Raw genomic sequence first — 23,177 nt, 5'->3', positions numbered from 1 at the left:
CCGGATCACCCGGGCGCCCGTCGGCGGCGCCGACAGCGACCGGCCCTGGCAGGATCGTCGGTGCCGACCACGACCCTGGAGGATCCGCTGAGCAGCCATCACCCCGCCGCCGTGCTCTTCGACATGGATGGCACGCTTGTCGACAGCGAGAAGCTGTGGGACGTCGCGCTGCAGGAACTGGCCCGGGAGTACGGCGGTGAGCTGTCCGCTCACGCCCGACAGTCGATCATCGGCACCAGCATGGCCGAGTCCATGCGGATCCTGCACGACGACCTGGGGCAACCCGAACGGGACCCGGAGATCAGCGCGGCGTGGATCAACGCCCGGATCCTGGAGTTGTTCCGCACCGGGCTGCGCTGGCAACCGGGCGCGTTCGCCCTGCTGGGCGCGGTCCGCGCGGCGGGCATCCCCACCGCGCTGGTCACCTCCAGCGGCCGGGCGCTGGTCGAGGTCGCCCTGGACACCCTGGGCCGGGACAACTTCGACGCGGTGGTCTGTGGCGACGAGGTGGTCGCCGCCAAGCCGCACCCGGAGCCGTACCTGACCGCAGCCCGGCTGCTCGACGTGCCGATCGAGCGGTGCGTGGCGATCGAGGACTCCGCGACGGGGGTGGCCAGTGCGCTCGCCTCCGGCGCGGCCGTGCTGGCCGTACCCGCGGAGGCGCCGCTGCCGAGCACTGCCGGCGTACACCAGGTGGAGAGCCTGACCGGCGTGGACCTGGAGGTCCTCGCGGATCTGCTGGTCGACCGGGCCGGCGCGCGTCCGGAGCGTTAGGGCGGACGCTGCCGGAGACCTGAACTGGCACGGCAACGCCGATTCGGCGATTGTCGCGCGGCCACCGCCGAGCACTGTGGGTCCGGCGTATCCCGCACGACATCCCGGCCGGAGTGCTCGGCTCGACCGCGGGCCGGTTCCTGCGGGTGGAGACGCGCCGGTGCGCAGCGGCGTTCGTGACCGGGCTGCTGTCCGAGCTTCACGCCAGGACGTGCTGGTAGTTGGCCGAGCAGGCGGGCCACGCCCGACCCGATGCGATGCAGCGGCTGGTGTACCGGGCGGTGTGGGACGCCAACGCCGTCCGTGGCGACCTGTGGCACGGCCCGGGCGGATCGAAACAGTCAGATCGGGGTGTACCTGGCCTGCGCCGGACCCGACGGGCACACCTTGATCGACTCAGAGGTGAACCGGTAAGCGGTCGCTTGCGTAGGGGTGGTGGTCATGTCGGTTGAGGCGCCAGCCTGGGTGTCGTGGCCACTTGTTCTCAGATTGCGAGACTGGGGACAGCTCATTTTCTATCACCTATGTTGTTAGGCAGGAGAATCGTGTCCGAAGAGCAAAATCTCCAGCATCAGGACATAGGCAACTCTGTCGAGGAGTACGCTGAATGGTACGAAAATTCTTCCGTTGAAACTCCAATGCCCTATTCGCCGCAGCATTTCGACACGGTTTTGAGTAGGGACCGTCAACTCTTCTTTCAGCTCACCACCGCCAACGAGAACATCGGCACACGGTTCCCGACACCGGTGACGGCCCCAACTCTCCAGGTCAACGCCAGTCCGGCGCAATGGCTTTACGCGCAGGTTCAACCTGAGCGCTCCACGATCGAGCGCCTTACCGTGGATACTTTGAGCGCCGAAGGAAGCGGAGAGGCGCTAGCGTTCCTCAGGAGCGTCGGCGGGCAGGGCAGTGAGACCTACCTGTATCTTCGGCAAGTCGAAGGCACCTCTCAATCAATGAGGACTAGCGATTATCTCGCCACCAGCCGACGCCTGCTCGAAGGTGATCGGGACGTAACACAGAACCACCACAAGGAAAACGTTATCCACGCTTTGAACGACAACACGCGCAGTGTTTCCGCTGCGGCGCAGACCGCAAGGAGAAGAAGCGTACGGATGACCAGCCGCCGGCCGATCGACCGGGAAACTCCGTGGGTGAGAGAACTCGATAGGCAGCACAGCCGGCACACGCGTCTCGAGCAACAGAGCCGAGCCCAGGTCGCCAGCTTGACATCAAGCTCGAGCTTGCCCGCGCAAGCGCCTCAACCTGCTGAGCGACCGAGGAACGGCGGGCGGGAACAGAACAACGGCCGCGGCCGACAGCGCCGCTGACAAACTCCGAAGCCCGTATCGACCGGACATCCTGGTCTGCCCCGGGCTGACCGGCGTCGGACTGGTGCGGCGTTGCCTGTTCAGGTCTGCCTTCCACGCGGGCAGTTCGCTGCCGTCGGTGGGCTTGCGGTACGGGGTGTGGGCGTCGATGGCGATCCACCATGGACGCACGGCCGAGTTACGAGGCGTCCCTTAGGACGGGGCTCCTGCCGCCGTGCGCGGCAGCAGGAACCCCGTCTTTCCGAACGTCAGTCGTGGGCGATGGCGCCCAGGACGTTGATCCGGGCCGCACGGATGGCCGGGAGCACCGCGGCCACCACCCCGATGATCGCGGCGAGACCGAGGAAGAGACCCATCTGCCCCCAGGGCAGGATCAGGTCGGTGATCCCCTCGTCCTTGAGCGCCTCGACCACGGCGGCGCCGAGACCGGTGCCGACCACCACGCCCAGCAGCGCGCCGAACACGGAGATCACCACCGCCTCGACCGTGATCATGGCCATGGTCTGCCCACGTCGCAGGCCGATCGCCCGCAGCAGGCCCAGCTCGCGGGTCCGCTCCAGCACCGACAGCGCCAGGGTGTTGATGATGCCCAGTACGGCGATCACGATGGCCAACGCCAGCAGGATCTGAATCATCGTGAGCAGCCCGTCGAGTTGACTGGTCTGCTGCTCGATGAACGCGTCCCGGTCGGCCACCGACACCTCGGGGCTGTCCGCGAGCAGCGACTCCACCTGCGGCTGCACGTCGGTCACCCGAGTGCCGGGCGCCAACTGGATGTACCCCTGAAAGGGTTGCGGGATCGCGAAGTCCTTCGCCGCCGTCACCGGCAGCACCACCAGGTTCAGCAGTTGCCCGGACTCGTAGATCCCGCTGACCGTGTACGGCCGCGCTTCGCCCCGGGTCAACTGCACGTTCACCGTCGAGCCCACCGACCAGCCACGCGAGGTGGCGGTGTCCGAGCTGGCCAGCATCTGCGTCGGTGAGAGCCGGTCGATGTCACCGGCGGTGGGCTTGGCACCGAAGATCTGCCGCAGCGACGCGATGTCGCTGCTCGCCCCGACCCAGGTGCGCTTACCGTCGAGCTGCGCCATGTCGCCGTACTCGCCGTCGACCATCTGCACACCGGGCAGCGCCTTGGCCTGGTCGAGCACCGCCGGGTCGAAGCTCGGCGGGCGGGGCCCGCCCTGGCTGCCGGCGATCACCAGCTCGGCCTTGATGGTGTCCTGGGCGAGCGCGCCGAGGCTGCCCTTGGCCGAGTCGAGGATCACCGTGACGCCGGTGACGAGCGCGATGCCGACCATCAGCGCGGCGGCCGTGATCGCGGTGCGGCGTGGGTTGCGCCCGGAGTTGAGCCGCCCCAGCTTGCCCGGCACCGACCAGGAGAAGATCCCGCCGAGCAGGCTCACCACCGGCCGGCTGAGCAACGGCGTCAGCAGCGCCACCCCGATGAAGGCGAACAGCACACCGCCCAGGATGGTGGCCAGGGTCTGGCCGCCCGCGTTGCCGCTGAGCCCGAGGAAGAGCAGCACCGCGCCGATACCGGTGACCACCGACCCGGCCACGGTGACCTTGGTCAACGGCCGGTCCGGGGTGGCCACGTCCTGCATCGCCGCGATCGGCGGGATCCGGGACGCCCGCAGCGCCGGCAGGAGCGCCGCCACGACGGTGATCACCAGCCCGACGGCGAAGGAGCCGATCACCGCCGCCGCCGGCACACCGATCCCGGCGAGTGTGAGACCGCCGGCCAGCTTGCCGAAGACGAACGCCAGCAGCGCCCCGATCCCGATGCCGGCGGCCAGGCCGAGAACCGACGCGATCAGCCCCACGGCGATCGCCTCCAGCACCACCGATCCGATGATCTGCCGGCCGCTGGCCCCGATGGCGCGCATCAGCGCCAACTCCCGGGTCCGCTGCGCGACGATGATCGAGAAGGTGTTGAGGATCAGGAAGGTGCCGACCAGCAGCGCCACCGCGGCGAAGCCGAGCAGGATCTTGTTGAAGAAGGACAGGCCCTCCTTCAGGCCACCGGCGGCGTCCGCGGCCAACTGCTCGCCGGTCTTCACCTCGTAGTCGGCGCCAAGGGCGCGGGCCACGTCGTCGCGCAGCGTCTCGTCGGAGACGCCACCGGCCGCGCGCACGGTGATGTTGCTGAACACGTCCGGCTCGCCGAGCATCAGCCGCTGCGCCACCGGCGTGGTGAAGAAGACCTCGTTGGCACCACCGATCGAGTCCCGGTCACCGCTGTAACCGAAGACGCCGACCAGGGTGAAGTCCCGCTTCTTCGACTCGAACGCGGTGAGCACGCCGACCTTCTGGCCGACCTGCACCTTCGCCGCGGTGGCCAGCGCCTTGTTGATGACGATCTCGTCGTCGGCCTGCGGGGCGCGCCCCTCGCGCAACTGGAGCAGCTCACCCTCGCCGATCCAGTTCTCGCCCAACTGCGGCGGCCCGAACGAGGTCACCACCTTGCCGTTGCTGCCGATGATCCGGGCGCCGTCGGCGGCGACGACACCGGTCGCCGACGCCACCCCCGGCACCTGCTTGACCCGGTCCACCACGGCGGCCGGCAGCGGGTTGGCGGTCTGCTCACCCTCGACCTCGTCGACCTCCACCTTCGGCTTCGCCGCGACGTTCACGTCGGTCTCGGAATAAGCGTCGGCGAAGATCGAGTCGAAGGAGCGGCCCAGCGTGTCGGTGAGCACGAAGGCACCCGAGACGAACATGACCCCGAGCACCACCGCCAGCCCGGACAGGATCAGCCGAACCTTGCGGGCCAGCAGACTCTTCAGTGTCGCCCGGAACATCAGTTGCCCACCTCGGCGGGAGTGTCCAGCTTCTTCATGGTGTCCAACACCGTCTCGGCCGTCGGCTCGATCAGCTCCGAGACGATCTGCCCGTCGGCGAGGAAGACCACCCGGTCGGCGTATGCGGCGGCGGTCGGGTCGTGGGTGACCATCACGATGGTCTGCCCGTGCTCGCGGACGGAGTTGCGCAGGAAGGCCAGCACCTCCGCGCCGGAGCGGGAGTCCAGGTTGCCGGTCGGCTCATCGGCGAAGATCACCTCAGGGCGGGAGACCAGCGCCCGCGCGCACGCCACCCGCTGCTGCTGGCCGCCGGAGAGCTGCGCCGGCCGGTGGTCCAGCCGGTCGCGCAGACCGACGGTGTCGATCACGGTGTCGTACCAGGCCGGGTCGGGCTTCCGCCCGGCGATCGACAGCGGCAGCAGGATGTTCTCCTTGGCGGTGAGGGTGGGCAGCAGGTTGAACTGCTGGAAGATGAACCCCACCTTGTCCCGGCGCAGCTTCGTCAGCCCCGCGTCGCCCAGACCGGTGACGGTGGTCTCGCCGATCGCCACCGTGCCCCGGGTCACCGAGTCCAGGCCGGCCAGGCAGTGCATCAGCGTCGACTTGCCGGAACCCGACGGACCCATGATCGCGGTGAACTGGCCCCGTTCGAACTCCGCGCTGACCCCCCGCAGCGCGAGGACCTGCGCCTCGCCGCTGCCGTACACCTTCCACACGTCGTTCGCCCGGGCCGCGGCCTGCGCCTGCTGGCCTACCGTCGCGGTCACGTCATCTACCTCTTCCGTCTGTTCCGTCTGTTCAAACCCCACGCCACCCCCCGATGGTCCGGCGTGACAGATCCATTCTCGGCGCTGTTCGCGCCGCCCCCGTCCGCCCACGGGCGGACGCGGAGCGGATTTCCCGCTGCGGGTGCACCCCCATGGTGGGTCAGGGTTGCCCCTGACATGACGGCCAGTCGAGCCGTTTCCCAGCTACCGGAGACGAGCCTTCCGCCTCACGTCACAGGAGGGTCAACCGCTCCGGGCCGTCTCCGGTCACGGTAGGTGACCGCGGCAACAGGGCCGTCCCCCCACGGAGGGATCCTCTGGTACGCCGAACGGGGTAGCCGCCGAGCGGCGGCTACGACCTGGGTCGCACCAAACCCGACTCGTACGCCAACACCACCGCCTGCACCCGGTCGCGCAGCCGCAGCTTGGTCAGCACGTGCCCGACATGGGTCTTGATGGTCGTCTCGCTGACCGACAGCACCGCCGCGATCTCGGTGTTGGACAACCCGCGCGCCACCTGCACCAGCACCTCGCGTTCCCGGTCGGTGAGCGCGTCGAACGCCGCCGATGGTGTCGCCGCCGGGTCGGGCAGCAGGTCGGCGAAGCGCTCCAGCAGCCGCCGCAGGATCCGGGGCGCCACCACCGCGTCCCCGCCGGCGACCGTGCGGATCGCCGCGATCAGCTCCTCGGCGGGCACGTCCTTGGCCAGGAACCCGCTGGCGCCGGCGCGCACCGCGCCCACCACGTACTCGTCCAGGTCGAAGGTGGTGAGCACCAGCACCCGAACCGGCAGCCGGGAGTCGACGATGGCCTTGGTCGCGGCGATCCCGTCCATCCGGGGCATCCGGATGTCCATCAGCACCACGTCGGGCAGGAGCCGGCGGGACAGCTCCACCGCCTCCAGGCCGTCGCCGGCCTCCGCGACCACGTCCAGGTCGTGCTCGGCGCCCAGCACCATGCGGAACCCGGTGCGCAACAGCGGCTGGTCATCGGCGAGCAGGATCCGCACCGGCCGCACCGGAGCCACCCGATCGGTCATCTCGTCTCCCGTTTCCGCGCCGACGCCAGGTGCCGCACCGGTCATCGTCGCGTAGCCGTACCAGTGCGTCGCGGACCACGGTAGAGGCCAGCCGCCGCCGGCGTCCCGACCGGCGCGGCGCAGCTCCGGTCGGGACGCCGGCGGCGGCGCGTGCTGAGGCGCCCGCCCCGGGGGTGGGCGAGAGGGCCGGGGGCCGCCCGGGGTCACCGCGCTGGGATCAGCGCGCCGGGATTACCGCGTCGGGCTCGGAGCGCCGCGTCCGGCTGTCACTCGTCGGCGCCGGGCGTCACCGGCGCGGACCGGGCGTCCCGCAGCGGATCGGGGGCGGCCAGCGCCACCGGGAACGGCGGCGGAGTGCCCCCGAAGCTGGGGCACAGCGCCTGGTGGCTGCACCAGTCGCAGAGCCGACTCGGCCGGGGCCGGAAATCCTGCCGGGCGGTGGCCTGCTCGATCGCCCGCCACAACGCCACCACCGTGCGCTCGAAGCGAACCAGCTCGTCGGCGTCGGGCGTGTAATCCAACACCTCGGCGTCGCGCAGGTAGAGCAGCCGCAGCACCTTGGGCACGACCCCCCGGGTACGCCACAGCACCAGGGCGTAGAACTTCAGCTGGAACAGCGCCCGCGCCTCGAACGCCTCGCGCGGGGCGCCACCGGTCTTGTAGTCGACCACCCGCAGCGCGCCGTCCGGAGCGACGTCCAGGCGGTCGAGGTAGCCCCGGATCAGCAGCTCGTCGTCGACCACCGCGGAGATCAGGCTCTCTCGCTCGGCCGGCTCCAGTCGGGTCGGATCCTCCACCGCGAAGTAACCCTCCAGCAGCCCCGCCGCCGAGCGCAGGAACTCCACCGGACCGGCCGGCTCGGCGCCGTCGAAGATCCCGGCCAGCTCCGGTTGCTCGGTGACCAGCCGGTCCCACTGAGGGGCCACCAGGTCACCGGCCGCGGTCGGCGTGCGGCCCTGCGCGGGCAGGTCGAACAGCCGCTCCAGCACGGCGTGCACCAGGGTGCCCCGGGCCTGCTCGACGGTCGTCCGCTCGGGCAGCCGGTCGATGCTGCGGAACCGGTAGAGCAGCGGACACGTCTTGAAATCCGCCGCCCGCGACGGGGACAGCGACGCCCGCACCGTCGGCGGCGTCTGTGCCGGGAAGGGGGGCTTGGGGGTGGTGACCGGTTCCGCCGTCATATTCGCAAAGGGTAGGGCACCGGTATGACACCGACCGCCGCCCGCCCCGCCCGCCGCCGGTCCGTAGCATCGTTGCGATGGAGCAGACATCCCGGCCGCCGCGCCGACCCGACCGGCGTCCCGGCCTGAGCGTGGGGCGGGTGTTCGGGGTGCCGCTGCACCTCAACGCCTCGATGGTCCTGCTCGCCGTGCTGGTCGCCGTGCTCTACGCCGAGTTCGCCCGCCGGCAGCTGGCTCTGCCGCAGATCAGCGGCTATCTGATCGGCTTCGGGTTCGTGGTGTCGCTGCTCGGCTCGGTGCTGCTGCACGAGCTGGGCCACGCGCTCACCGCCCGACGCTACGGCATCGGTGTGCGCGGGATCACCCTGGAACTGCTCGGCGGGTACACCGAGATGGACCGGGACGCCCCGACACCCCGGGTCGACCTGCTGGTCTCGCTGGCCGGTCCGGCGGTCTCCGCGGTGCTCGCCGTCCTCGCGGTGGCCGCCACCCTCGCCCTGCCGCAGGGCACGGTGGCGCACCAACTCGCCTTCCAACTCGCGCTGAGCAACGTCATCGTCGCGCTCTTCAACATCCTGCCCGGGCTGCCGCTGGACGGCGGCCGGGCGCTGCGCGCCGCCGTGTGGGGCCTGACCCGCGACCGGCACCGCGGCACCGAGGTCGCCGGCTGGGCGGGTCGCGTGGTCGCCGTCGGCACCGCCGCCCTGGTCCTGCTGCTCACCCTGGCCGACTATCTGGCGCCGTTGGCGCTGCCGCTGATGCTGCTCGTCGCCGTCACCCTCTGGCGGGGCGCCGGGCAGTCGATCAGGGCAGCCCGGGTCAGCCGCCGGTTCCCGCTGATCGACCTGTCCCGGCTGGCGCGGCCGGCCTGGCCGGTGGCCTCCGGCACACCGCTGTCCGAGGCCCAGCGGCGCCGCGACGAGGGCGGGCAACCCGCCGCCGCGCTGCTGGTCACCGACTCCACCGGCCGCCCGGTCGCGCTGGTCGACCCGGCCGCCGCCGCGGCCGTGCCCGCCGAGCGTCGCCCGTGGCTGGCGGTGGACGCCGTCGCCCGGTCACTGGGCACGCTCCCGACCCTGCCGGTCGGGCTCGACGGGGAGCGGGTGATGGAGGCCGTGCAGACCCACCCGGCCGCGCAGTACGTGGTGACGGCAGGCGAAGATGTCGTCGGCATTCTGCACATCGCCGATCTGGCGCAGCTCCTCGAACCCAACCGGAAGATGACATCGTGACCGCAACTCCCTCCACCGTCGGAGCCGACGCCGCCACCCCGGCGCTGACACCCGTGCACCGTGGCCCGTTCCGGCCCGGCGACCGGGTGCAGTTGACCGACCCGAAGGGGCGGATGCACACCGTGACGCTGGAGCCCGGCAAGGAGTTCCACACCCATCGCGGCATCCTGGCGCACGACGCGCTGATCGGGCTGCCCGACGGCAGTGTGGTGACCACCACCGGCGGCGGCACGGCCTTCCTCGCGCTGCGACCGTTGCTCTCGGACTACGTGCTGTCCATGCCGCGCGGCGCTCAGGTGATCTACCCGAAGGACTCGGCGCAGATCGTCGCGATGGGCGACATCTTTCCCGGCGCGAAGGTCCTGGAAGCCGGCGCCGGCTCGGGCGCGCTCAGCTGCTCCCTGCTGCGGGCCGTCGGCAGCGAGGGCGAGCTGCACTCGTTCGAGCTGCGCGACGACTTCGCCCAGATCGCCAAGCGCAACGTCGAGGCCTTCTTCAACGGGCCGCACCCGGCGTGGCAGCTGCACGTCGGCGACGTCGCACAGTGCCAGGAGACCGGCTTCGACCGGATCATCCTGGACATGCTCACCCCCTGGGAGACCCTCGACATGGTCGAGCGGGCGTTGGTGCCCGGCGGCGTGTTCATCGGCTATGTGGCCACCACGCCCCAGCTCTCCGAGCTGGTCGAGGCGCTGCGTGAGCGCGGCGGCTGGACCGAGCCGCGCGCCTGGGAGTCGCTGGTGCGCGACTGGCACGCCGAGGGCCTCGCCGTCCGTCCGGACCACCGGATGATCGCGCACACCGCGTTCCTGGTCTCCGCGCGCAAGCTCGCCCCGGGTGTCACCGCGCCGCCGCGTCGGCGCAAGCCCAGCAAGGGCACCGAGGCGTACGCGCAGCGCCGCCAGGACCTGCGCGAGGCGGAGGCGGCCCGACAGGCTGCCGCCGCCCAGGCGGCAGGTGTGCAGCCCGACGCGCCGGGGGAGATGGACAGGCCGTGACCATCGAGCAGGGCGCCGGTGACCGGGGGGAGGCGGCGGCATGAGCCGACCGGGCTACGGCGGCGGTGACCTCCCCGCGGTGTTTCCGGACTGGTCTCCCTACCAGGACCTGGAGTCGGCGGCGCGGGCCTACCTGCGCGACCCGGACGTCGCCCTGGAGGCGCTGGGCGGGGTGCTGCGGGGCGCCTCGGTGCTCGGCTTCACCCTGGAACGCTTCGTCAACGAGGTCAACGGCGTGTGGCAGGAGGTCGTCGTCTGCGACGGCAGCCGGCTGATCCTCTGGCACGGCGAGGACGTGCCGCCGGGGGAGGGGCCACCGGGGTCGATGACCTCGTCGCTGCGGGTCGTGCCGGTCTCCACCGTGACCGAGGTCGGCTGTCGGCGGCGGCTCAACCGCCTCGACAGCGGCGAGATCCGGGTCGACAGCATCGATGTGTACCTGCTGCTCACCTCGCTGGACGAGGCGCCGCCGAGCGAGGACATGACCGGCACGCCGCGACACGACGCGCTGCGCTTCGGCAAGACCCTCGACGACGGCGGGGCCGGGCAGATCGCCCGGTTGGAAGAGTTCGCCCGGCTGGTCGCCTCGGTGGTCGGCCGCCCCATGCTCTGAGGCGTACCCCTTTCGGGTCCGGCCGGGCCACGCGGCCCGGCCGGCCTGGCTCAGTCGTCCTCGGCGTCCGGGCCGGCGACCTCGACGCCGTCGCCGCGGACCACGTGGATGCAGTCGCCCGGGCACTCCTTCGCGGAGTCGATCACTTCGAGTCGCAGGTGCTCGGGCACGTCGACCCGGCTGCCCGGCGCCATCCGAAGCTCACCGTCGGCGCCCTTGACGTAGGCCAGACCGTCGATGTCGAACTCGAAGACCTCCGGCGCGTACTGCACACAGAGCCCGTCGCCCGTGCAGAGATCCTGGTCCACCCAGACCTGCAACTGATCGGTCGCGACCTCGGCCATTGGTGCACCCCCCATGTTCTCCCGTGCCACCACCCGACGGTACCCGAACGCCGGTACCGACCCCGCAGACCACCCCTTGGCGATCAAGGTTCAGTGACGAGGGTGTTGCGTGGGACCGAATCGGGCTCATAGCGGCTAGTGTTAGCTCAGAACGTTCAAGCCCCCCGGGGAGGTGGGACGTGGCAGCACGCAGCGACGACGCGGACTCGCGCGCCGCACGGTGGGAGAAGGAAGCCCACGATCTCTCCACGCAGGTCGCGTTCCTTCAGGAGGAACTCGCTCTGGTGCGGCGTAAGTTGACCGAAAGCCCCCGACACGTCCGGCAGCTCGAAGAGCGGCTGGCGGCCACCCAGGCACAGTTGGCGCGGCTGACCGAGAACAACGACCGGCTGGTGAGCACCCTCAAGGAGGCTCGCACGCAGATCGTTACGCTCAAGGAGGAGATCGACCGCCTCGCGCAACCGCCGAGTGGCTACGGCGTCTTCCTGGCCAAGCACGACGACGGGACGGTGGACGTCTTCACCGGCGGCCGCAAGCTGCGGGTCGCCGTCTCGCCCTCGTTGGACGTGGCCGAGCTGCGTCGTGGCCAGGAGGTCCTGCTCAACGACGCGCTCAACATCGTCGACGCGTTCGGGTACGAGCGGGTCGGCGAGGTGGTGATGCTCAAGGAGATCCTGGAGGGACCGAACGGCGGGCCGGGTGACCGGGCGCTGGTGGTCTCCCACTCGGACGAGGAGCGCATCGTGCACCTCGCCGAGACGCTCATCGGCTCGGCGATCCGGGCCGGCGACTCGCTCATGATCGAGCCCCGCTCGGCGTACGCGTACGAGCGGATCCCGAAGAGCGAGGTCGAGGAGCTGGTCCTGGAGGAGGTGCCCGACGTCGACTACGGCGACATCGGTGGCCTCCAGTCGCAGATCGAGCAGATCCGCGACGCGGTGGAGCTGCCCTTCCTGCATGCGGACCTGTTCCGCGAGCACCAGCTCCGTCCGCCCAAGGGCATCCTGCTCTACGGCCCGCCCGGCTGCGGCAAGACGCTGATCGCCAAGGCGGTGGCCAACTCGTTGGCCAAGAAGATCGCCGAGCGGCAGGGCAAGGAGAAGCACACCAGCTTCTTCCTCAACATCAAGGGCCCGGAGCTGCTCAACAAGTACGTCGGCGAGACCGAGCGGCACATCCGGCTGATCTTCCAGCGGGCTCGGGAGAAGGCCGGCGAGGGCACCCCGGTGATCGTGTTCTTCGACGAGATGGACTCGATCTTCCGGACCCGTGGCTCCGGTGTCTCCTCCGACGTGGAGAACACCATCGTCCCTCAGTTGCTCAGCGAGATCGACGGCGTGGAGGGGCTGGAGAACGTCATCGTCATCGGCGCCTCCAACCGGGAAGACATGATCGACCCGGCGATCCTGCGCCCCGGTCGGCTCGACGTGAAGATCAAGATCGAGCGGCCGGACGCCGAGGCGGCGAAGGACATCTTCTCCAAGTACATCCTCTCCGGGCTGCCGCTGCACCCGGACGACCTCGCCGAGCACGGAGCCGACCCCCAGGCCACCGTCGCGGCGATGATCGACGCCGTGGTGCTGCGGATGTACTCCGAAACCGAGGAGAACCGCTTCCTCGAGGTCACCTACGCCAACGGTGACAAGGAAGTCCTCTACTTCAAGGACTTCAACTCCGGCGCGATGATCCAGAACATCGTCGACCGGAGCAAGAAGATGGCCATCAAGGAGTTCCTCACCTCCGGTCGCAAGGGGCTGCGCCTGCAGCACCTGCTCGACGCCTGCGTCGACGAGTTCCGCGAGAACGAGGACCTGCCCAACACCACCAACCCCGACGACTGGGCCCGCATCTCCGGCAAGAAGGGCGAGCGGATCGTCTACATCCGCACGCTCGTCTCCGGCGGCAAGGGCGCCGAGGCCGGCCGGTCGATCGAGACCGCCAGCAACACCGGCCAGTACCTCTGAGCCAGCGGTAACACCACCGAGGCCCGGGACGCGACGCGTCCCGGGCCTCACCGGTCGCCCCTCGACGCGCCGGCCCCCACGCGTACCCATATGACCGATACGCTGTGGTGTTCCCACTCTCCGAATCGTCGAGGATCCGCGTGCCGTCCGAGCTCACCGTCACCGACCCGTCCGCACGTCCGGCGGTCGACCCGGGCAACCCGTCGCCCGCCCGCCCGTACCGCCGGCTCCTCGTCGCACTGGCGGCGGCCTGGTTGGTGCCTGCGGCGACGTACCCCCTGCACCTGGCCTGGCTGCTGCCCCCGCTGGTGCTGCTGGCCACGGCCAGTCTGCTGCGCGGCGGCCGCACCCTGCTCGACCGGCTGATGCTCGCCGTGCTGCTGCTCGTCGGCGCCAGCACCGCCGCCGGCCTGCTCTTCACGGTCTGGCCCTGGGGGCTGCACCCGGTCGCGGTCGGCGGCACGGCGCTCACCGTCCTCACCCTCACCGCGGCGGCCACCGGCCGACGCCCCACCCTGCCCCGCCCCGGCTGGACCGACCTGCTGCCGATCGTCGGTTCCATCGCCGTCGTCGGCTACCTCGCCCTGCCCTGGCTGCGTGCCCGCACCCTCGCCGGGCACCTCAGCCTGCTCGGCCTCGGCGAGGACAACTTCCGCCACGCGGCCCTCGTCGACGCCGTCGGCCGGCTCGGCGGGTACGTCTTCCTCGACCCGGCCGCCGCCCGCGAGGACATCGTCTCCCTGCTCACCCGCTACCCGCAGGGCTGGCACCTGACCACCGCGCTGCTCGACGCGAACCTGCGCTCGGCCGCCGGCACGCCCAGCGGGGTCAGCAGCCTCACCCACTACGGGTGGTGGTGCCTGGCCACCGTCGGCCTGCTCGTGTTCACCCTGCTCTGGGCCGCCCAACGGCTGCCCGGCCCGTCGCACCCCCTGCACCGGGTCGTTCTGACGGTTGTGGTCGCCGCGCTGTTCCTCGGCAGCCAGATGCCCCGGCTGCTGATCGCCGGCTACCCCAGTGAGGTGCTCGGGCTCGCCCTCGCGGTGGCGCTGGCCGCCCTGGTCGTACGCCCGCTGGCCGGCAACCGTGAACAACTCGTCCTGCTCGGCGCCCTGCTCACCGGGATCGGCTTCACCTACTACCTGTACCTTCCGCCGGCCGGGCTGCTGGTGCTCGGCTGGTTGATCGGGCACCGCCGGGAGTTGCCCCGGGTCCGCCGGACGCTGCTCACCGTTGGCCTGGTGACCGCCCTGCTCGCGCCCCTGCCCCTGCTGGTCGGAGTGCTCGGCGCGGGTCAGACCGAGGCGCTCGACGCGAAGGCCGGCCGGGAGCTCGCCGAGGCGTGGCGGGCTCTGCTCGGCCTCACCCCGATCGTGCTGATCGCCCTGGCGATCCAGGCCCGCCGCGCCGACCGGGCCTGGCGCCGGCACCTCGCCGCCGTGCTGGTGGCCGTCGGGTTCGCGCTCTCCATCGCCCTGGTCAACGTCCTCACCGGCGTCGAGCCCGCGTACTACTTCATGAAGGGCGTCCACCTCGCCACCGTGCTGCTGATCGTCGGCAGCGCCGCCCTGGTCCGACTGCTGCCCGTCCCGTCCGGTGCCGTCCGGTCGGCACCGGTCCGGGCCGCCGCGATTCCGGCGCTCGCCGCAGCCCTGGCCGTGCTCACCGTCGTGACCCTCTGCGGGCTCACCGGCTGGAGCGCCAGCCTGCTCGTGGTCGACAAGCAGAGCTGGACCCAACTCTGGGTCGGGTACGGCGTCGACAAACCGTCGAGAGTGGGCAAGGTCTGCGCCGCCGCGTACCGCCGCCACCCGGCCGAACCGGGCACCGTGACCGTGATCCTGGATCGCACCGGCTACCGCGGCTACGCCGAGACGATCTGCCTCTCCGCCCTGCAGGACACGACCGCGCAGACCGAACCGGCTGTCTACCTGCCGATGTTCGAGGAACCCGAGCGCACAAGCGAGATCCTGCGCGGGACGAGGGGCCCGATCCGGCTGCTGATCAGCGATCCGGCCGCGCAGCGACGCGTCGACCAACTGCTGACCACACACCCCGAACTCCGCGCCCGGGTCAGCACCGTACCCATGATCATCAAGCACTGACGCGGCGACACCGGGAAACCCGCTGCACCGGCGCGCCCCCGTCCCCGAACTGTCGGACTACGCTCGACGTGACGGGGGACTGGTCGGGCGAGCGAAGCGGGTAGGTCGATGAGCGTAAGACGGATCATGGGCACCGAGGTCGAGTACGGCATCTCCGTGCCCGGCCAGGCCGGAGCCAACCCGATGGTCACCTCGTCCCAGGTGGTCAACGCCTACGGGGCCCGGCCCGAGCTCAACCGGGGCGGGCGCGCCCGCTGGGACTACGAGGAGGAGTCGCCGCTGCGCGACGCCCGCGGCTTCACCTACTCCGGGGCCGCCTACGACCCCGCCGAGGCCCTCGCGGACGAGGACCTCGGCCTGGCCAACGTGATACTCACCAACGGCGCCCGGCTCTACGTGGACCACGCCCACCCCGAATACTCCACCCCCGAGGTCACCACCCCCCGGGACATCGTGCGCTGGGACAAGGCCGGCGAGCGAGTGATGGCCGAGGCGTCCCGCCGGGCCGCCACCATCCCCGGTACCCAGCCGATCCACCTCTATAAGAACAACACCGACAACAAGGGCGCCAGCTACGGCGCCCACGAGAACTACCTGATGCGCCGGCAGACGCCGTTCGCCGACATCGTGGCGTACCTGACGCCGTTCTTCGTCACCCGGCAGATCGTCTGCGGCGCCGGCCGCGTCGGCATCGGGCAGGACGGCGGGCAGAGCGGCTTCCAGATCTCCCAGCGCGCCGACTTCTTCGAGGTCGAGGTGGGTCTGGAGACCACGCTCAAGCGGCCGATCATCAACACCCGCGACGAGCCGCACGCCGACGCCGACAAGTACCGTCGGCTGCACGTCATCATCGGCGACGCCAACCTCTCCGAGATCTCCACGTACCTCAAGGTCGGCACCACCGCGCTGATCCTCACCATGATCGAGGAGAAGGCGCTCCCCGCCGACCTCGGCATCGCCGACCCGGTCAGCGAGCTGCGCGCGGTCAGCCACGATCCCTCCCTGACGCACCGGATGCGACTGCGCGACGGGCGCCGGCTCACCGCCCTCGACCTGCAGTGGGCGTACCTGGAGCGGGTGCGGTCCTTTGTCGACGACCGCTACGGCACCGACGTCGACGAGCAGACCGCCGACGTGCTCGACCGCTGGGAGGGCGTCCTGGACCGGCTCGGCCGGGACCCGATGCTCTGCGCCGACGAGCTGGACTGGGTGGCCAAGCTGCGGCTGCTGGAGGGTTACCGCGAGCGGGAGAAGCTCGGCTGGGGCTCGCACAAGCTCCAGCTCGTCGACCTGCAGTACTCCGACGTACGGCCGGAGAAGGGCCTCTACCACCGGCTGGTCTCGCGGGGGGCGATGAAGACGCTGCTCACCGACGACGAGACCCGCAGCGCGATGACCGAGCCTCCGGAGGACACCCGGGCCTACTTCCGTGGCCGCTGCCTCGCCCAGTACGCCTCCGAGGTGGTCGCCGCCAGCTGGGATTCAGTGATCTTCGACGTGGGCCGGGAGTCGCTGGTCCGGGTGCCGATGATGGAGCCGGAGCGGGGCACCCGCGCGCACGTCGGGGCGCTGTTCGACAGGTGCGCCAGCGCCAAGGACCTGCTGGAGACGCTGACCGGGGGCTGAACCCGCGTCCGGATGCCCGTCGTGTGCCGTAACCCGGCGCGCGGCGGGCTTTTCGTCCCCCCAGCGAGGTAAGTTCATCGCAGACGATCGTGGAGGAGGCAGCAATGGCCACTCATGACAGCGGCGGCCAGTCGCAGTCCGGCAAGTCCCGCCAGGGCGAGGAGATCGAGGACGTCACCACCGAGGCCAACCCCGAGGTGGCCGAGCGGCACGCCGAGATCACCGAGGATGTCGACGACCTCCTGGACGAGATCGACTCTGTCCTCGAAGAGAACGCCGAGGAGTTCGTGCGAGGTTACGTACAAAAGGGAGGTGAGTGAGCATATAGGGTCAATTCGGACATGGGTCAAGCGAGCGATGATCGAGACGGGCTTCGTCGCTGCCGAGATTGCAGTGAGTGGAAGGCGCTCGATGAGTTCTGTGCGAGTTCCAAGAGACCGGGTGGGCGGGGTAGCTACTGCAAGCCCTGCTTCAACGAGCGGTCCAAGGCAAGCTACGCGCGTCGGGTAAGGGCGAAGTTCGACCGTGAAGTGCGCGAAGGTCGTGTCGTGCCGGAGGGGCACAAGTTCTGTCCGGCCTGCAACGCGGTCAAGCCGTTCGATTCCTTCCCGCACAACCGGGCGGATGCCTCCGGTTATGCCACCTACTGCAAGCCTTGCCACAACACCAAGACCAGGGAAACCAAAGAGCGGCTGTACGGCGGCAATCGCGAGTACCACCTGCGGCGGCGGTACGGCGTGGGGGAGAAGGAGTTTCAGGAGCTCCTGGCCGAGCAGGGCGGCGTCTGCGCCATCTGTCAGCACCCCGATCCGGAACATCTGGACCACGATCATCGCACCGGATGGGTGCGCGGGATACTCTGCTTCAACTGCAACGGTGGTCTTGGCCAGTTCCGTGACAGTCCCATGAGGCTGGCCAGGGCGATCACGTACCTGAGAGGAACCACGTGGCAGCGGGCTTTGATCCATCCGGGCGTCTACCAGATGTGTTCACCAACGCGGGGACGTCCTCCTTCACCACGTTTCTGAGCCGGGTGGCCCCCGAGATGCTGCCCGGTCGGCGACCGCTGCCGCCGGGCATGGCCGCCGACCTGGCGCCGCACGCGACAACCATCGTGGCCATCGCGGCCGCCGATGGTGTGGTGATGGCCGGCGACCGTCGGGCCACCATGGGCAACCTGATCGCCCAGCGCGACATCGAGAAGGTGCACCCCGCCGACGCGTACTCGCTGGTCGGCATCGCGGGCACCGCGGGCATCGGCATCGAGCTGATGCGACTGTTCCAGGTGGAGCTGGAGCACTACGAGAAGATCGAGGGCGCGATGCTCTCGCTCGACGGCAAGGCCAACCGGCTGGCCTCGATGATCCGGGGCAACCTGGGCGCGGCCATGCAGGGCCTCGCGGTGGTGCCGCTGTTCGCCGGCTTCGACCTGGCCGCCGCCGACCCGGCGAAGGCCGGGCGGATCTTCAGCTTCGACGTCACCGGCGGCCCGTACGAGGAGACCGGCTACGACGCGATCGGCTCCGGTTCGCTCTTCGCGAAGTCGGCCCTGAAGAAGCGTTTCCGGGCTGGCCTGTCCGTCGAGGACGCGACCCGGCTCGCGGTCGAGGCGCTCTACGACGCGGCCGACGACGACACCGCGACCGGCGGACCTGACCTGACCCGCCGGATCTATCCGGTGGTGATGACCGCCACCGCCGAGGGCACCCGCCGGCTGACCGACCCCGAGACGGCGGCGATCGCCGAAGGTGTGGTCAGTGGCCGGATGGAGAACCCGGGCGGTTGAGCCCCGTCCACCCCCACCCGTCAGCAGTCGTCAGCACAGCGCCGTAAGGAGAACCGCCGCCGTGGCCATGCAGTTCTACGCCTCGCCCGAACAGATCATGCGCGACCGTTCCGAGTTGGCCCGCAAGGGCATCGCTCGGGGCCGCAGCGCGGTGGTCCTCAGCTACTCCGGCGGCGTGCTCTTCGTCGCGGAGAACCTCTCCAGTGCCCTGCACAAGGTCAGCGAGATCTACGACCGGATCGGCTTCGCCGCGGTCGGCCGCTACAACGAGTTCGAGAATCTGCGCCGGGCCGGTGTGCGGATGGCCGACCTCAACGGGCTCAGCTACGACCGGCGTGACGTCACCGGCCGCGCGCTGGCGAACGCCTTCGCGCAGACCCTCGGTGCGATCTTCACCGAGCAGTCGAAGCCGTTCGAGGTGGAGATCTGCGTGGCGGAGGTCGGGGCCACCGCCGAGGAGGACGAGCTGTACCGGCTCACCTACGACGGCTCGGTCAACGACGAGCCGGGGCGGATGGCCATGGGTGGCCAGGCCGAGGCCATCACCGGTGTGCTGAAGTCGCAGCACCGCCCCGACATGTCCCTCGCCGAGGCGGCCCGCGTGGCGGTGCAGGCGTTGAGCGCCGTCGGCGGAGAGGGTGGCGCGGCCCGGACGATCGCCGCCAACCAGCTCGAGGTGGCGGTGCTGGACCGCCAGCGGGTGGGCCGTACGTTCCGGCGGATCACCGGCGCGGCCCTGACGGCGCTGCTGGATGGCGATGTCGCCGCCGCCGAGCAGCCCGGCGAGGCGGGCGGCCCGGACACGCCGACGGTGCCGGCGACGGAGTCGCACAAGCCGACGACGTCGGCGGGCTCCGCTGACCTGGAGGACAAGCCGGCCGACGGCAAGTAGCGGCCGGCGGTGCGGCACACACCGCCGCCGCCGAACCTCCGGCGAACCGTGGATCAGGCCGCAGCGGGGTTGACGATCGCCTGGGTGGCGACGAACGCCGCGACGGCGAAGACGAGCCAGGCGAAGGCGCGTTGCAGCCGGTGGGTGGGCAGCCGGGTGGCGATCCGGCCAGCGGCCAGTGAGCCGGTGATGGCGGCGGCGGTGAAGGCCGTGGTGATGCCGTAGTCGATGGTGGCATCGCCGGCGTGGGCGGCGAACCCGGCGGCGGAGTTGACGACGATGATGGCCAGTGAGGTGGCGACGGCGGCCGGCATGCTCAGCCCCAGCATGAGGACGAGGGCGGGGATGATGAGGAAGCCGCCGCCGACACCGAACAGGCCGGTCAGGAAGCCGACGGTGAGCCCGGCCCCGACCGCTTTGGGGAGGCAGCCGCGCCAGTTGACGCCGCCGTTGGGCAGCGCGCAGTCGCCGCCGGAGTCGACGGTGTCGCGCAGCATCCGTACGCCGGCGATGACCATGAGGACGGCGAAGCCGGCGAGGACGACGCCGGGGTCCAGGAGCCGGTTGACGGCGGCGCCAGCGAAGGTGGCGGCGGCGCCGGTGCCGCCGATGATGGCGGCCAGCCGCCACCGCACCAGGCCAGCGCGCAGCCGGGGGAGCAGGGCGGTCGCGGACGAGATGCCGACCACGAGCAGTGAGGTGGGTACGGCGGCGGCAAGGGTGAGGCCGGCGCCGTAGACGAGGGCGGGGACGGCCAGGATCGAGCCACCGCCGCCGAGCAGGCCGAGCAGCAGGCCGATGAGGACGCCGAACCCGATCGCGGCGATCATGCGGCGCCTGCTTCCGGCCGGACGGTACCGGCCGGCCGGAAGCGTGTGCCATACCGGCAGCGCATCGAGTTACCGCTGGTCCGCGGCGAGGGTGCTGGCGACCTGGTCGAGGTTGGTGCGGGGGCCCCGGTTGTACGGCAGTTTCGCCAGCAGCATGCCCATGGCGCAGGTGTTGGTGAGCGCGGCGACGGTGAGGCCGGCGCCGACGAACGCGGCGATCCACTTGGCCGGCTCGACCAGGGTGCTGACGAGTACGGCGGCCAGGACGATGCTGCCGGCGACGAGGCGTACCTGCCGCTCCAGGTCCCAACGAGGGGTGCCGGTGGTGACCGGAGCGCGAGCGGCCTGCCAGGCGGTGATGCCGCCGGTGAGCACCCGCAGGTGCGGCAGGCCCGCGCTGGTGAGGGCCTGTTCGGCCTGGGCGGCGCGCTGCCCGGAGCGGCAGACGAGCACGACCTGCTCGTCGAGGTGGGCGCGGAGTTCGTCGCGGTGTTCGCGCAGCAGGTCCAGGGGCACGTTGTAGGAGCCGGGGATGTGCGCGCTCTCGAACTCGGCCGGGGTGCGCACGTCGATCAGTCGGGGCGCGTTGCCGGTGGCGATCAGGTGTTGCAGGGCGGGGACGTCGAGGCTGGCTGGGGTGCGGGTGGGCGTGGTCATGTGGTGCGGGTGCTCCTGATTCAGTTTCCGGGGACGGTGGGCAGGCCGGCGTCGGCGGCGGCGGTGTAGGCGTCATCGATGTGCACGACCTGGCGGCCGGCGCGTTGTAGCAGGCTGGTGGCGGCCGCGGCGCGGTAGCCGGAGCCGCAGTGCACCCACACCGTGCCGGTTGGCACGTCGGTGAGGCGGTGCGGCAGGTCGGGCAGCGGGATGTGGACCGCGCCGTCGATGTGCCCGGTGCGCCATTCGTTTGTCATCCGTACGTCGAGCAGCACGTCGACGGCGGGCAGGCCGTGTGGCGGGGTCTCGGCGCGGGCGGCGGCGAGATCGGCGAAGGTCGCCGTGGTGAGAACGGTCAGCCGGGTGTCGTCGCCCGCGGCCCACTGCTCGGGGCTGCCTGTGGCCGCGGCGGCGGGCCGGTCGATGCCGATGCGGGCCAGTTCCCGCTGCGCGTCGGCGACCTGCTGTTCGCTGTCGCCGAGCAGCGTGATCGGCGCACCCCACGGGGCCATCCAGCCCAGCCAGGTCGACATCGGGCCGTCGAGGCCGAAGCTCAGGGTGCCGGTGAGGTGCCGCTGCGCGAACGCCTTGCGCGAGCGCAGGTCGACCACCCACTCCCCGTCGGCGATCCGCTGGGCCAGCGCGGCCGGGTCGGCGACGGCGACCGGGGTGAGGTCGATCAGGTCGGCGCCGGCGGTGTTGCGGGCACCCATGTGCGCGTAGTAGGCCGGGTACGCGTCGAGCCCGGCGAGGGTCTGCTGGACGAAGTCGTCGGTCTCCAGGCGCAGCGCCGGGTTGGCGGTGCGTTCCCGGCCGATGGTCGACTCGGGGGCGTCGGCCTGGGTGGCGGAGCAGAAGCTGCCGAAGCCGTGGGTGGGCCACACGTGGGCGCCGTCGGGCAGCAGATCGGCCAGCCGGCGCGCGGAGGCGTGCTGGTGTTCGGCGAGGGTGTGGGCGTGCTGCTCGCCGAGCAGGTCGGTGCGCCCGGTGGTGCCGAACAGCAGGGATCCGCCGGTGAACACACCGACAGGCCCGTTGTCGTCGTCGAGGACGTAGGACAGATGGTGGAAGGTGTGCCCGGGGGTGGCCACGACACGCAGGTTCATCCGCGCCGAGACCTGGATCGTGTCGCCGTCGGTGACGGGCCGCCGCTCGAAGTCGACCTGGTCATCGGCCGCGACCAGGTAGGTCGCGCCGGTCAACCGGGCGAGGGCGAGCCCTCCGGAGACGTAGTCGTTGTGCAGGTGCGTCTCGGCGACGTGGGTGACGCGTACGCCGAGACTGCCGGCCAGGGTCAGGATGCGGTCGATGTCCCGCTGCGGATCGACCACGATCGCCACCTGGCCGTCGTGGGCGAGGTAGCTGCGGTCGCCCAGGGACGAGGTCGTCACGACCTCCACGCTCAGGTCAGTCACTGCGCTGCCTCCTCGTTCGGTTGCGGTAATTAGGTAAGCGGCCGGTCTCGGGGCGATCGGTCAGCCAGCGCTGGTGTCCGTCGTCAGCCAGCGGGTGTACGGCGACCAGCCCACCGCAGTGGCACACCGTCGCCAGGGCGGGCGTCCCCACGGGGGCGGCGGCTGCGTCGACCGGCACGTTTGATCCAGCGGCGAGCCGGTTGGGCGTTGTGCCCCCATCGCGCCGTGCCGGTGCGGCTCCTTCAACCCCTGTCGCGCGGGCGGCATTCGCCAGCGGATACCCCGGGGGACCTGGAATGCACCGGTCGTCCCCCCGTCTCCGTAGGTCAGGAGAGGGCCAGGAACAGCTTCTCGAGTTCTTCCTCGCTCATCGGCGGCTCCTCGCCGCGCCCGCGGGCAGCCTGGCACTCTCGCATGCCGGTGGCGATGATCTTGAAACCCGCTCGGTCGACAGCGCTGGACACGGCCGCCAGTTGGGTGAGGACCCGCTTGCAGTCGTCACCGTTCTCGATCATCGCGATCACGGCGCCGAGTTGCCCCTGTGCCCGCTTCAGTCGGGTCAGCGCGTCCTTCAGCATGATCGGACCCATCTCCATGCCGCACCCACCTCCGTCGCCATGATACCCCGGGGGGTATGTACAAGCCCCGCTACTGTCTCCATCCAACATACCCCAGGGGGTATCTGTTTCCGCCGCTGCGGTGCTGCGTCACCGGTCCCCGTCCCCGGGCGCACCCAGATCCACCTTCCGGCGGCCTCAAGCGCAGGCTCAGCCCGCGCCAAAGCCAGACAAAACGCCCACGCTGCGCCGACACTCGGCG

At 70.7% G+C, this 23,177-nt stretch carries 21 protein-coding genes; 12 read left to right on the top strand and 9 right to left on the bottom strand.

The window, feature by feature from the left end:
* Positions 1-111 precede the first annotated feature (111 nt).
* Complete coding sequence (locus ABZ780_RS20840; protein ID WP_357002778.1) at positions 112-774, top strand: HAD family phosphatase; 663 nt, start codon at positions 112-114, stop codon at positions 772-774.
* Between the two features lie 545 nt (positions 775-1,319).
* A complete protein-coding gene (locus ABZ780_RS20835; RefSeq protein WP_357001460.1) occupies positions 1,320-2,105 on the top strand; it encodes a hypothetical protein in 786 nt (261 codons plus the stop codon).
* A gap of 248 nt (positions 2,106-2,353) precedes the next feature.
* Here the strand turns inward: ABZ780_RS20835 and ABZ780_RS20830 are convergent, their stop codons facing one another.
* The 4 genes from ABZ780_RS20830 to ABZ780_RS20815 form a co-directional block, all read right to left on the bottom strand.
* On the bottom strand, positions 2,354-4,909 hold the full coding sequence (locus ABZ780_RS20830) for an ABC transporter permease (RefSeq protein ID WP_357001457.1): 2,556 nt from the start codon (positions 4,907-4,909) through the stop codon (positions 2,354-2,356).
* A complete protein-coding gene (locus ABZ780_RS20825) occupies positions 4,909-5,676 on the bottom strand; it encodes an ABC transporter ATP-binding protein (RefSeq protein ID WP_357001454.1) in 768 nt (255 codons plus the stop codon). Before ABZ780_RS20825 ends, ABZ780_RS20830 begins: the two co-directional genes overlap by 1 nt.
* Before the next feature lie 352 nt (positions 5,677-6,028).
* The gene (locus ABZ780_RS20820; RefSeq protein WP_357487079.1) at positions 6,029-6,715 is read right to left on the bottom strand and encodes a response regulator transcription factor; all 687 of its coding nucleotides are present in this window, start codon (positions 6,713-6,715) and stop codon (positions 6,029-6,031) included.
* Positions 6,716-6,981: 266 nt separating this feature from the next.
* Positions 6,982-7,896 carry a RecB family exonuclease gene (locus tag ABZ780_RS20815; RefSeq protein WP_357001447.1) on the bottom strand — a complete coding sequence of 305 codons (915 nt, stop codon included), beginning with the start codon at positions 7,894-7,896 and terminating at the stop codon, positions 6,982-6,984.
* 77 nt (positions 7,897-7,973) lie between these two features.
* Here ABZ780_RS20815 and ABZ780_RS20810 point away from each other — a divergent pair, with 77 nt between their 5' ends.
* The 3 genes from ABZ780_RS20810 to ABZ780_RS20800 are packed head-to-tail and all read left to right on the top strand — an operon-like array spanning position 7,974 to position 10,739.
* The gene (locus tag ABZ780_RS20810; RefSeq protein ID WP_357487077.1) at positions 7,974-9,128 is read left to right on the top strand and encodes a site-2 protease family protein; all 1,155 of its coding nucleotides are present in this window, start codon (positions 7,974-7,976) and stop codon (positions 9,126-9,128) included.
* Positions 9,129-9,172: 44 nt separating this feature from the next.
* Positions 9,173-10,126 (top strand): tRNA (adenine-N1)-methyltransferase, encoded by a 954-nt coding sequence (locus tag ABZ780_RS20805; protein ID WP_357002776.1) that lies wholly within the window; start codon positions 9,173-9,175, stop codon positions 10,124-10,126.
* A 40-nt stretch (positions 10,127-10,166) separates the two neighbouring features.
* Positions 10,167-10,739, top strand: a complete 573-nt coding sequence (locus ABZ780_RS20800; protein WP_357001443.1) for a hypothetical protein — start codon at positions 10,167-10,169, stop codon at positions 10,737-10,739.
* Between the two features lie 50 nt (positions 10,740-10,789).
* Here ABZ780_RS20800 and ABZ780_RS20795 read toward each other — a convergent pair whose 3' ends face one another.
* Complete coding sequence (locus ABZ780_RS20795; protein ID WP_053661350.1) at positions 10,790-11,083, bottom strand: ferredoxin; 294 nt, start codon at positions 11,081-11,083, stop codon at positions 10,790-10,792.
* 179 nt (positions 11,084-11,262) lie between these two features.
* Between ABZ780_RS20795 and arc the strand changes: the two genes are divergently transcribed.
* From arc to prcA, 7 genes are all read left to right on the top strand, one after another.
* On the top strand, positions 11,263-13,047 hold the full coding sequence (arc, locus tag ABZ780_RS20790) for a proteasome ATPase (protein WP_357001441.1): 1,785 nt from the start codon (positions 11,263-11,265) through the stop codon (positions 13,045-13,047).
* A 140-nt stretch (positions 13,048-13,187) separates the two neighbouring features.
* Positions 13,188-15,152 carry a hypothetical protein gene (locus ABZ780_RS20785; RefSeq protein ID WP_357001438.1) on the top strand — a complete coding sequence of 655 codons (1,965 nt, stop codon included), beginning with the start codon at positions 13,188-13,190 and terminating at the stop codon, positions 15,150-15,152.
* A 108-nt stretch (positions 15,153-15,260) separates the two neighbouring features.
* Positions 15,261-16,778, top strand: coding sequence for a depupylase/deamidase Dop (dop, locus tag ABZ780_RS20780; protein WP_357001435.1), 1,518 nt, complete (start codon positions 15,261-15,263; stop codon positions 16,776-16,778).
* Between the two features lie 104 nt (positions 16,779-16,882).
* Positions 16,883-17,098 (top strand): ubiquitin-like protein Pup, encoded by a 216-nt coding sequence (locus ABZ780_RS20775; RefSeq protein ID WP_088948111.1) that lies wholly within the window; start codon positions 16,883-16,885, stop codon positions 17,096-17,098.
* 228 nt (positions 17,099-17,326) lie between these two features.
* Positions 17,327-17,806 (top strand): endonuclease VII domain-containing protein, encoded by a 480-nt coding sequence (locus ABZ780_RS20770; RefSeq protein WP_357001433.1) that lies wholly within the window; start codon positions 17,327-17,329, stop codon positions 17,804-17,806.
* Positions 17,725-18,564: a proteasome subunit beta gene (gene prcB / locus ABZ780_RS20765; RefSeq protein WP_357001431.1), complete on the top strand. Its 840-nt coding sequence runs from the start codon at positions 17,725-17,727 to the stop codon at positions 18,562-18,564. Before ABZ780_RS20770 ends, prcB begins: the two co-directional genes overlap by 82 nt.
* Positions 18,565-18,625: 61 nt before the next feature.
* On the top strand, positions 18,626-19,456 hold the full coding sequence (gene prcA / locus ABZ780_RS20760) for a proteasome subunit alpha (RefSeq protein WP_357001428.1): 831 nt from the start codon (positions 18,626-18,628) through the stop codon (positions 19,454-19,456).
* 53 nt (positions 19,457-19,509) lie between these two features.
* Here the strand turns inward: prcA and ABZ780_RS20755 are convergent, their stop codons facing one another.
* The 4 genes from ABZ780_RS20755 to ABZ780_RS20740 all read right to left on the bottom strand — a co-directional run bounded on the left by ABZ780_RS20755 (position 19,510) and on the right by ABZ780_RS20740 (position 22,954).
* Positions 19,510-20,286: a sulfite exporter TauE/SafE family protein gene (locus tag ABZ780_RS20755; protein WP_357001425.1), complete on the bottom strand. Its 777-nt coding sequence runs from the start codon at positions 20,284-20,286 to the stop codon at positions 19,510-19,512.
* Positions 20,287-20,355: 69 nt separating this feature from the next.
* Positions 20,356-20,943, bottom strand: coding sequence for a rhodanese-like domain-containing protein (locus ABZ780_RS20750; protein WP_357001422.1), 588 nt, complete (start codon positions 20,941-20,943; stop codon positions 20,356-20,358).
* 20 nt (positions 20,944-20,963) lie between these two features.
* Complete coding sequence (locus tag ABZ780_RS20745; protein WP_357001419.1) at positions 20,964-22,358, bottom strand: MBL fold metallo-hydrolase; 1,395 nt, start codon at positions 22,356-22,358, stop codon at positions 20,964-20,966.
* 326 nt (positions 22,359-22,684) lie between these two features.
* Entirely contained in the window at positions 22,685-22,954 is a 270-nt protein-coding gene (locus ABZ780_RS20740) for a metal-sensitive transcriptional regulator (protein WP_053661334.1), read from the bottom strand.
* Positions 22,955-23,177: the final 223 nt, after the last annotated feature.

The organism is Micromonospora sp. NPDC047467, assembly GCF_040643095.1.
Taxonomy (GTDB): Bacteria; Actinomycetota; Actinomycetes; order Mycobacteriales; family Micromonosporaceae; genus Micromonospora.
The sequence above is the reverse complement of the archived record's forward strand: the minus strand, read 5'-3'. Positions and strand labels throughout refer to the sequence as shown.

Bases quoted from the DNA above. Each gene is read 5' to 3' on its own strand.
- ABZ780_RS20800 (WP_357001443.1), top strand. From the start codon at position 10,167: ATGAGCCGACCGGGCTACGGCGGCGGTGACCTCCCCGCGGTGTTTCCG.
- ABZ780_RS20815 (WP_357001447.1), bottom strand. From the start codon at position 7,896: ATGACGGCGGAACCGGTCACCACCCCCAAGCCCCCCTTCCCGGCACAG.
- ABZ780_RS20750 (WP_357001422.1), bottom strand. From the start codon at position 20,943: ATGACCACGCCCACCCGCACCCCAGCCAGCCTCGACGTCCCCGCCCTG.
- ABZ780_RS20795 (WP_053661350.1), bottom strand. From the start codon at position 11,083: ATGGCCGAGGTCGCGACCGATCAGTTGCAGGTCTGGGTGGACCAGGAT.
- ABZ780_RS20820 (WP_357487079.1), bottom strand. From the start codon at position 6,715: ATGACCGATCGGGTGGCTCCGGTGCGGCCGGTGCGGATCCTGCTCGCC.
- ABZ780_RS20810 (WP_357487077.1), top strand. From the start codon at position 7,974: ATGGAGCAGACATCCCGGCCGCCGCGCCGACCCGACCGGCGTCCCGGC.
- ABZ780_RS20740 (WP_053661334.1), bottom strand. From the start codon at position 22,954: ATGGAGATGGGTCCGATCATGCTGAAGGACGCGCTGACCCGACTGAAG.
- ABZ780_RS20755 (WP_357001425.1), bottom strand. From the start codon at position 20,286: ATGATCGCCGCGATCGGGTTCGGCGTCCTCATCGGCCTGCTGCTCGGC.
- dop (WP_357001435.1), top strand. From the start codon at position 15,261: ATGAGCGTAAGACGGATCATGGGCACCGAGGTCGAGTACGGCATCTCC.
- ABZ780_RS20775 (WP_088948111.1), top strand. From the start codon at position 16,883: ATGGCCACTCATGACAGCGGCGGCCAGTCGCAGTCCGGCAAGTCCCGC.
- ABZ780_RS20830 (WP_357001457.1), bottom strand. From the start codon at position 4,909: ATGTTCCGGGCGACACTGAAGAGTCTGCTGGCCCGCAAGGTTCGGCTG.